The organism is Haloglomus irregulare (assembly GCF_007421925.1).
GTDB classification, from domain to species: Archaea; Halobacteriota; Halobacteria; order Halobacteriales; family Haloarculaceae; genus Haloglomus; species Haloglomus irregulare.
In genome coordinates this window covers 1-6776 of the sequence record NZ_QMDX01000041.1, presented here as the reverse complement: position 1 = coordinate 6776, position 6776 = coordinate 1, and the positions used below count along the sequence as shown (strand labels likewise).

At 61.3% G+C, this 6776-nt stretch carries 8 protein-coding genes and 3 pseudogenes; 8 read left to right on the top strand and 3 right to left on the bottom strand.

The window, feature by feature from the left end:
- The first annotated feature begins 162 nt into the window (after positions 1-162).
- From DP107_RS19430 to DP107_RS19415, 5 genes and pseudogenes are all read left to right on the top strand, one after another.
- Positions 163-1148: pseudogene (locus DP107_RS19430) on the top strand (transcription initiation factor IIB).
- 28 nt (positions 1149-1176) lie between these two features.
- A complete protein-coding gene (locus tag DP107_RS19425; RefSeq protein ID WP_144263727.1) occupies positions 1177-1722 on the top strand; it encodes a type II toxin-antitoxin system death-on-curing family toxin in 546 nt (181 codons plus the stop codon).
- A 2-nt stretch (positions 1723-1724) separates the two neighbouring features.
- Positions 1725-1862 (top strand): hypothetical protein, encoded by a 138-nt coding sequence (locus tag DP107_RS20410; protein ID WP_185977419.1) that lies wholly within the window; start codon positions 1725-1727, stop codon positions 1860-1862.
- Between the two features lie 310 nt (positions 1863-2172).
- Entirely contained in the window at positions 2173-2685 is a 513-nt protein-coding gene (locus tag DP107_RS19420; RefSeq protein WP_144263726.1) for a winged helix-turn-helix domain-containing protein, read from the top strand.
- Positions 2682-3134: a hypothetical protein gene (locus tag DP107_RS19415; protein WP_144263725.1), complete on the top strand. Its 453-nt coding sequence runs from the start codon at positions 2682-2684 to the stop codon at positions 3132-3134. The genes DP107_RS19420 and DP107_RS19415 overlap by 4 nt, the downstream gene beginning before the upstream one ends.
- 7 nt (positions 3135-3141) lie before the next feature.
- Here DP107_RS19415 and DP107_RS21325 read toward each other — a convergent pair.
- The 3 genes and pseudogenes from DP107_RS21325 to DP107_RS19400 form a co-directional block, all read right to left on the bottom strand.
- Positions 3142-3693: pseudogene (locus DP107_RS21325) on the bottom strand (DUF7342 family protein).
- A gap of 17 nt (positions 3694-3710) precedes the next feature.
- Complete coding sequence (locus DP107_RS19405) at positions 3711-4202, bottom strand: type II toxin-antitoxin system VapC family toxin (RefSeq protein WP_238330974.1); 492 nt, start codon at positions 4200-4202, stop codon at positions 3711-3713.
- A gap of 6 nt (positions 4203-4208) precedes the next feature.
- Positions 4209-4520, bottom strand: a complete 312-nt coding sequence (locus tag DP107_RS19400) for a hypothetical protein (RefSeq protein WP_144263724.1) — start codon at positions 4518-4520, stop codon at positions 4209-4211.
- Between the two features lie 148 nt (positions 4521-4668).
- On the opposite strand from DP107_RS19400, the pseudogene DP107_RS21630 reads away from it, so the two are divergent.
- From DP107_RS21630 to DP107_RS20995, 3 genes and pseudogenes are all read left to right on the top strand, one after another.
- A pseudogene (locus tag DP107_RS21630) lies at positions 4669-5566 on the top strand (biosurfactant protein 1).
- Between the two features lie 112 nt (positions 5567-5678).
- Positions 5679-5867, top strand: coding sequence for a hypothetical protein (locus DP107_RS21625; protein WP_144263723.1), 189 nt, complete (start codon positions 5679-5681; stop codon positions 5865-5867).
- 186 nt (positions 5868-6053) lie between these two features.
- Entirely contained in the window at positions 6054-6194 is a 141-nt protein-coding gene (locus DP107_RS20995) for a hypothetical protein (RefSeq protein ID WP_238330973.1), read from the top strand.
- Positions 6195-6776 lie beyond the last annotated feature (582 nt).

The window sequence follows — 6776 nt, the reverse complement described above, 5'->3', positions numbered from 1 at the left end:
GGACGCCCGGCCTGTGGTCGGGAACCCCACGGCTTTAGCCGTGGGAGGATGTCAGTGAGCCACAAGTCAGCTGACCGAGGTCCGTACTCGATAGCGTTTATTGCCCCCTCAATGGGTGAGGGGCTCGCTGTACTGGCGGGTTCCCGAAACACGGCGAGACCGATGGCAACCAGAGACATCTACGAGACAGCGTTCGACGAAGACGTCCAGACCGACACGGAGTCGAATCAGTGTCCCGAGTGCGACGGCCGGGTCACCACCAACGCTATCGAAACCGTCTGCGAGGACTGTGGCCTCGTTATTGAGGAGCAACGTCTCGACCACGGGCCAGAGTGGCGAGGGTTCGACGAAGACGAGCGCGACCGGACGGGCGCCCCACTCACTGCGGCCCGCCATGATCGCGGCCTGTCGACGGAAATCGGTCGCGGCACCGACGCGAACGGGAACGAACTCTCCGGGCAGAAGCGACGGCGACTCGCGCGGATGCGCCGTGAGCAGACCCGTGGGCGGTTTCAGTCGAAAGCGGAACGGAACCCGCACACGGGCTGGGCGAAGTGCGCCGGTTGGCGAGTGCCCTCGAGCTCTCCGAGTCGCTTCGCGATCAGGCGTGCCAGCTCTTCAGGAGCGCGCACAACGAGGATCTGCTTCGTGGCAGATCTATCGAGGCGATCGCCGCGGCCAGCGTCCACGGGGCCTGCCGGTGCAACGGCCGGTCGCAGCTCCTCGACGATATCGTGGCGGTCGCGACGGTCGGGGAATCACGAGTTACGAACGCCTACAAGACACTCAACGAGGAACTGGGACTCCCGGCCAAACCCGAGACACCGACGATGTACATTCCACGGCTGGCATCCGACCTCGACTGTCCGGCGCGGATCCGACGCCGGGCGCGAGTACTTGCCGAAGCAGCCGAGGAGGCGGGGGTGACGACCGGCGTCCACCCGGCCGGCTTCGCTGCGGCCTGTCTCTACACGGCCAGCCAGGAGGCAGGGCGATGGGTAACACAGGGCGAGGCCGCGGCCGTGGCGAGCGTTACGGCAACGACGATACGGACCCACCGCGACGTGCTACAGGAGCTCGACATCGGACGGCGCGGAGATCGTGCCACCGCGGTGGCCCGAGAGCGCGCTCCACAAAACAGTAGATAGATACGCGTTGTCGCAGAGGATATCGACAATGGGCGAGGACTCGGAGTCGATCAGCTACCTGTCGGCCGACGACATCCAAGCCATTCACGCGTTGATCGTGGAGGCAAATACAGAGACTACCGCCGGGGTGGCCTCGCCAGGCGATATCGAATACGCCGTGGAACACGTTCAGGAAGGCCAGTTCGGTCAGGGCCCCGAGTCGCTCCACGAGAAGGCCTTCCAGCTGCTCCGGCTCATTGCGGCCAATCATCCGTTTGTCGATGGCAACAAGCGAACAGCACTCATGTCGACCCGGATTTTCTACGCGCTGAATGGGCTGCGCTTCGACTACGATCGGGAGATCAAAGAGATTCTGAAGGCACTCGCGACGGATGAGGGTAGTGTCGATCCGGACGACGTGACCGCGTATCTACGAGCACACACGGAGCCCCTTGCTCCGGAGTACGAGGCGACCATCAACCTGTGGTTGGCGCGTATTGGGGGAACGGATCAACTACCCTCGGAACACGACACAGTCGATCAAGACACCGATGAGCCGAACGATTATGACGACGACACCCATAGTGGGGAGTAAGGATGGCCGCTGAAAGTGACCAGCCCGAGATTCCCGATGAGATGTCCCCCGAGGAGGCACGGCAGTTTCTCATCCGGTTCCTCGGCCGACAGGACCTCGACGAGCACGAGGAAATCTACGAGGAACTCGCCACCGAATAGGACGGCGGCCGGCAGTCACTCGGTCTTCGCTACGGCCTGTTTAGCTTCTTCTAACACCGAAATCAACAAGGACAGCGAAGGCTACAGTAGGTACAGTACCCGGTGGGGCAGGTACAGATGCGCGAGATACATCGGGTCTTGACCCTAAGGTCGTTTACAAAGTCAGTCACGACTGGAGCCGATGGGTGACTCCATCTGAGGCGGAGACGCGGCGAACGCGCCGGCGCCGACTATCTGGGCGCATCGGGATATTATGGAAAGAATAATTTTCCCAGAAAGCTATTTGTTCCTCGCCCGCGTAGCACCCAGTATGACCGAGACGTGGGACGACGTCAACGAACAGGTCAAGGCGGACTGGAAAGACGACACTACGCCGTTCGAGCGGGTGTACGAAGTCGTTGAACAGACCCACGACGGGCAGTCGGCAGCCGAGATCGGCGAGCGGGCCCTCGTGAGCGAGCCGACAGCGCGTCGCCACTGCAAGTCGCTCGTGAACACGGGCTTCGCCGAGACGGAACAGGAGGGCCAAACGACGCTGTACAAACGCAACAGTGACCGGGTGTTGATGTCTCGGATTCGCGAGTTGCGTGCGGAAGTCGACCGGTCGGAGTTGCTCGACAGCATTCAGGAAATGAAGGCCGAGATCCGGTGCTACGAGGACCGGTACGACGTGGTGTCGCCGGAGGAACTCGCCCAGCAACTCGACGGCGACGAGACGGAGGGGTGGGATGACCTCACCGCGTGGCGGACGACGCGACAGAATCTCGCCGTCGCGCAAGCCGCGCTCGCGTACGACGAGGCCAGCCACCAGCTCGCTGTATGAGCGACGACGACCGCGCCGGCGAGTTCGGGCCGATCTATCTGCCGGCACTCCAGCGGATTCGTGACCTCTGGCTCGACCTCGAACCGCTCGTCGACGAAACAGGGTACGACGATGTCGTCGCTCCCACGGAACTGCGGATCAGTCTCAGCGATGGGCTCGCCGATGCCGAGAGCGCTCGGCTCGATATCCAGTGGAGCGAACTGGGGATGTATTCGTTCCATTACGTCGATAGCGACGACGTCAACCGGCGTTTCGATCGCCACCCGAACACACACTCGCCCGAGAGTCATTTCCATCCCCCGCCCGCGGCCGCGACGACGGACGCCGAACCGTCGTGTATCGACGTGACTGAGGTCTCACTCGTGACGCGTGCCGTGCATGCGATATGGCGGGCAGCGTACGAGGACGACGACATAGAGCAGCTGAATAGCGCATCAAACCCGCCGTGAGACGGGATTAGCGGATGGCGCGGTCAGCCACGTCCATCATCTGCTCGCGAACAGCTTCGACATCCGAGTAGAGTACCAATGCGTGCTTGATGAGGCGACGGTCCTCCAGATTCCCTTCCCAGCGTGTAATCACGTCACGGCGCTCGTGAAGTTCGTCACTTGCGAGGTCGCCATCAGCAAGCGACTGTTCGATCTCTTCCTACGTCTCGACGTCGTAGGTCGCCTGCCACTCCTCGATCTCTTCGGTGATCGCGACCAATTCGTGGCGCAGTTGCTCGCGCGTGTTCTCCTCGATGAGCGAACGGATTTCCTCGAAGAGCAGGCGCGTGTAGTCCGGCTGGTAGCGCGTGGTCTCGCCGGCCTCGACGCGACGCAACTGGCCCTGGTCGACGAGATCCTGAAGCTCCTCGTTGGTCGTGCTCCAGGCGGCGTCGGCCTGCTCGCTGATCCAGTTAACTGAGCGGGGTTCCCGAAGTGACTCGGCGACCGCCCGAATGCGGTCGCAGGCGCTCATCGACTCAGTCCACGATTGGACCCCATCTCGCGGGGATTCGGTCATGGTTGGCACCTCTAGTCCTAATTCCGATATGGGAGCGTTGTCACGTCGAACGCATCGTAGTGCCGGTCGTACGTGAGGATGTGATCGACCTCTAAAGCCTCCATATGCGCTGCAACAGTGAAATCGGTGAGCGACGCACCCAGATTCGTCCACTCAACGAACGTCGCTTTCGCCTTATCAAAAACATCTCCGGAGACGGATTCGAACTGATACAGCGTGCTGTCGTCGAGCGTCGTCAGGAACGACGCGGCGTTCCGCATCGACGCTTGCTTTTTTAACCGGGTTGCGGCCTCGTCGACGATGTGGTCGTTGACGATGAGGCGACGGTACGGGAGGTCGCCGTCGCGAACGAACGTCATGAACGCCCGCGAAACTGCGTGCATCTGATCCTGTGGATTGAAGAGCGCGTACAGGAACTTCGGCCCGACGGCGACCTGATGGCGGATGGTCCCCGGACGGAAATGCTCAGGTGTGACCGTGCCGATCGGGGTTTCGACTGGTTCAGCCATCCGGGTTCAGGATTGCGCGGATGGGTCGTCGGCGAGCGTGAGGGACTCGTCGCCTCCGTGCCACTCGTCGACGAGGTCGTCTTCTTCGCGAGCGTCTGTCGCCGCCGCCGCTGGGAGCGATTCGTCCTCGAGGTCGTCGAGGACGGTGAACGCCGGGTCGTTGGGGTCAGCTTGCTGCTGGCGTTCGATCCACTCGATGAGCGCCTCGTGGCCGGCTTTCTTGAGCGAGAGTCCGTGTTCTCTCGCGAACTCCCGGAAGCGTTCGTATTCGTCCTCGCTCAGTTCAGTTTGAACGTGCTTAGTGTCGTTGCTGCTCATAGGGACCCCAGCCGCTACTGCCATCTACTTTCCCATGAAGTATAAAATGTTCGCATGAATTTGTTCATGCCTCATGCTCAAGCGGGAGCCGGAGCGGACTACTGTCCCTGAATTTGAAATACGAATCCGGGACAAACCACACCAATCGATGCGTAATCGCAATCTCGATTTCGAGGAACTGCGGCCGATCGGCGAGGCGTCCCATATTCCGGACACGGGGCTGGACGAGGGGTGTGAAGGTGACCCCCTAGCGGCAACGGGTCGCGACGAGCACTTGTGGCGACTCTGATGCGCCGACGGCCGCCGGTGACGAGTGCCGGTCCTGTGGGGCGTCAGTCCCAGACGGCCAGCCGAAATGCCGGTTCTGTCTTACCAACCATCTCGAGAGTGACACCACCAGCACGGGCGAGTCAGCGTCGACGACGGTCCTCGGCATCGTCCACCTGGTCGTCGAATCGTCCACGTTCTACGGCGCCCTGGCAAAGGGCGGCGCCGCGGCGAACCTCCTTGCTGCCAACGAGGCGGAGCCGGCCGTCGACGGGTACACACTCATTTACGATCTCGACGAGGCGCCGGCGCGCCAGCTGGCCGAGCAATGGCCCTCACTCCCCGACGCGGTACAGGTGGCGTCAGCGGAGGGAGAGCGGCTTCTCAGTGCCGCCCGTGACCGGACTGGGTGGCACGGGCAGGAAGCGTCGGAGTATCAGGAGCAGGCCCCGACGCGGCTCTACGACCAGCGTGGAGACGGCATCCGCGACGCGTCGCGTCTCGACGCGGTCCTCAACGACACCGACGACGCGACGTGGCTGGTTCCAGCGATAGCGCTGACCGAATCCACTGGCGAGGCTACGGCTGATCAGCAGGAGTTGTCGGTGCCGACGACACAGGAACTCGACTGTCAAAACTGTGGACGGGCGACCGGCCATCGGTTCAAGACCCACGAGTCGGTCCCGGATGAGGCGTGGACGGGACAACCGATTTGGGAGTGCCGGGTGTGTGGCTCGGTTCGCTACGGACCCAGCAGACTGGAACAGTCCAGGTCTTAACCAACAAAGCGACTCAGGGACACACCAATGTTGGTTAACGAGCAGGCTCAGTCCCACAGCTACCCGCAGCCAGAGATGTTTCTCTGCGCCGTGAATCGGCGAGGCGCTTCAAATGGACCCACGCAACACACCCGTATATCGACTGCATCGCTCACTCACCAATCGAAACCGTATCGAGACTACCGGACTCGACGACGCAGATCAGGAACGGATCGAGACAGCGAGGACACTCCTCCAGAACGTGAGTCTGCTTACGCAACCGCAACACAGCGGGAAGACCGATACACAAGTCGAGTCCTGATTGGCGTCGCAGCGCGGAATCCGGATGTCTCGCTCCGGAGACTGTTTATCACCCCTCAGAAGGGGTGCGGGGGAGAAATCCCGGGGACAACAGATGACACACCTCACTGAACAATTCCAGATTCCCAGAGAGTATCACGCTGCCTGTTCCCGACTCTTGGAGCTCGGGCAACGCCATTTCCGTCGATTGCTCGAGGAGGAATACTGGCGAGACAGGCACCTCGAAGCGATTCAGTCCCGCGATAGCAACGACCACACATACGTCCGAGACGACGAGTACGAGCCGTTCGAGGACACAGACGCATACCTCTACAACCGATTCAAGTGATGTATTTACCATCGTGTTACTCGGATTCTAAAAGCTCATCGTGAGAAGTACCGTGCCTTCCGGTTCATCGTCGACACTGTCGAGGAACGAAAAATCAGGCGGGTTGGATGGCAGCAGCTTCGAAGCCACCTATTGGATAGTGGAGACTCACCGTACATTCAGTGGAGCAATATCGAAACCGTCGTCGAGCAGCTAAACAATCATTACGACCGGCATGGTCGATTTCCTGAAGCATACACGCACCTCGCGACTGTCCCCAGCCCGACGACACGGTTCCCTTCGGCCCGGACAGCCGTGGAGACATCCACGAGGTCCAAGCCGCGGACAGAGACGTCGTGGTGATGCTGAAGGCGCCGAATTCGCTATCGCCTAACTCGTATGCCGACTGGACAAAGCACGAAATACGGTTCCCAGCCCACCAACGGTTCAACGAGATGCTTGAGGCAGGGGAGCTGAAAGCGCCGACTCTGCATTCCTCCGAACACGGCTATACGCTGGACCTGCCAGTGGATGTTCCCGAAGCCTCCGTGACATCCTCCGCGCCGTAAACGGCGCGGCTTCCCCTCACCGCCGGAAGGCGGA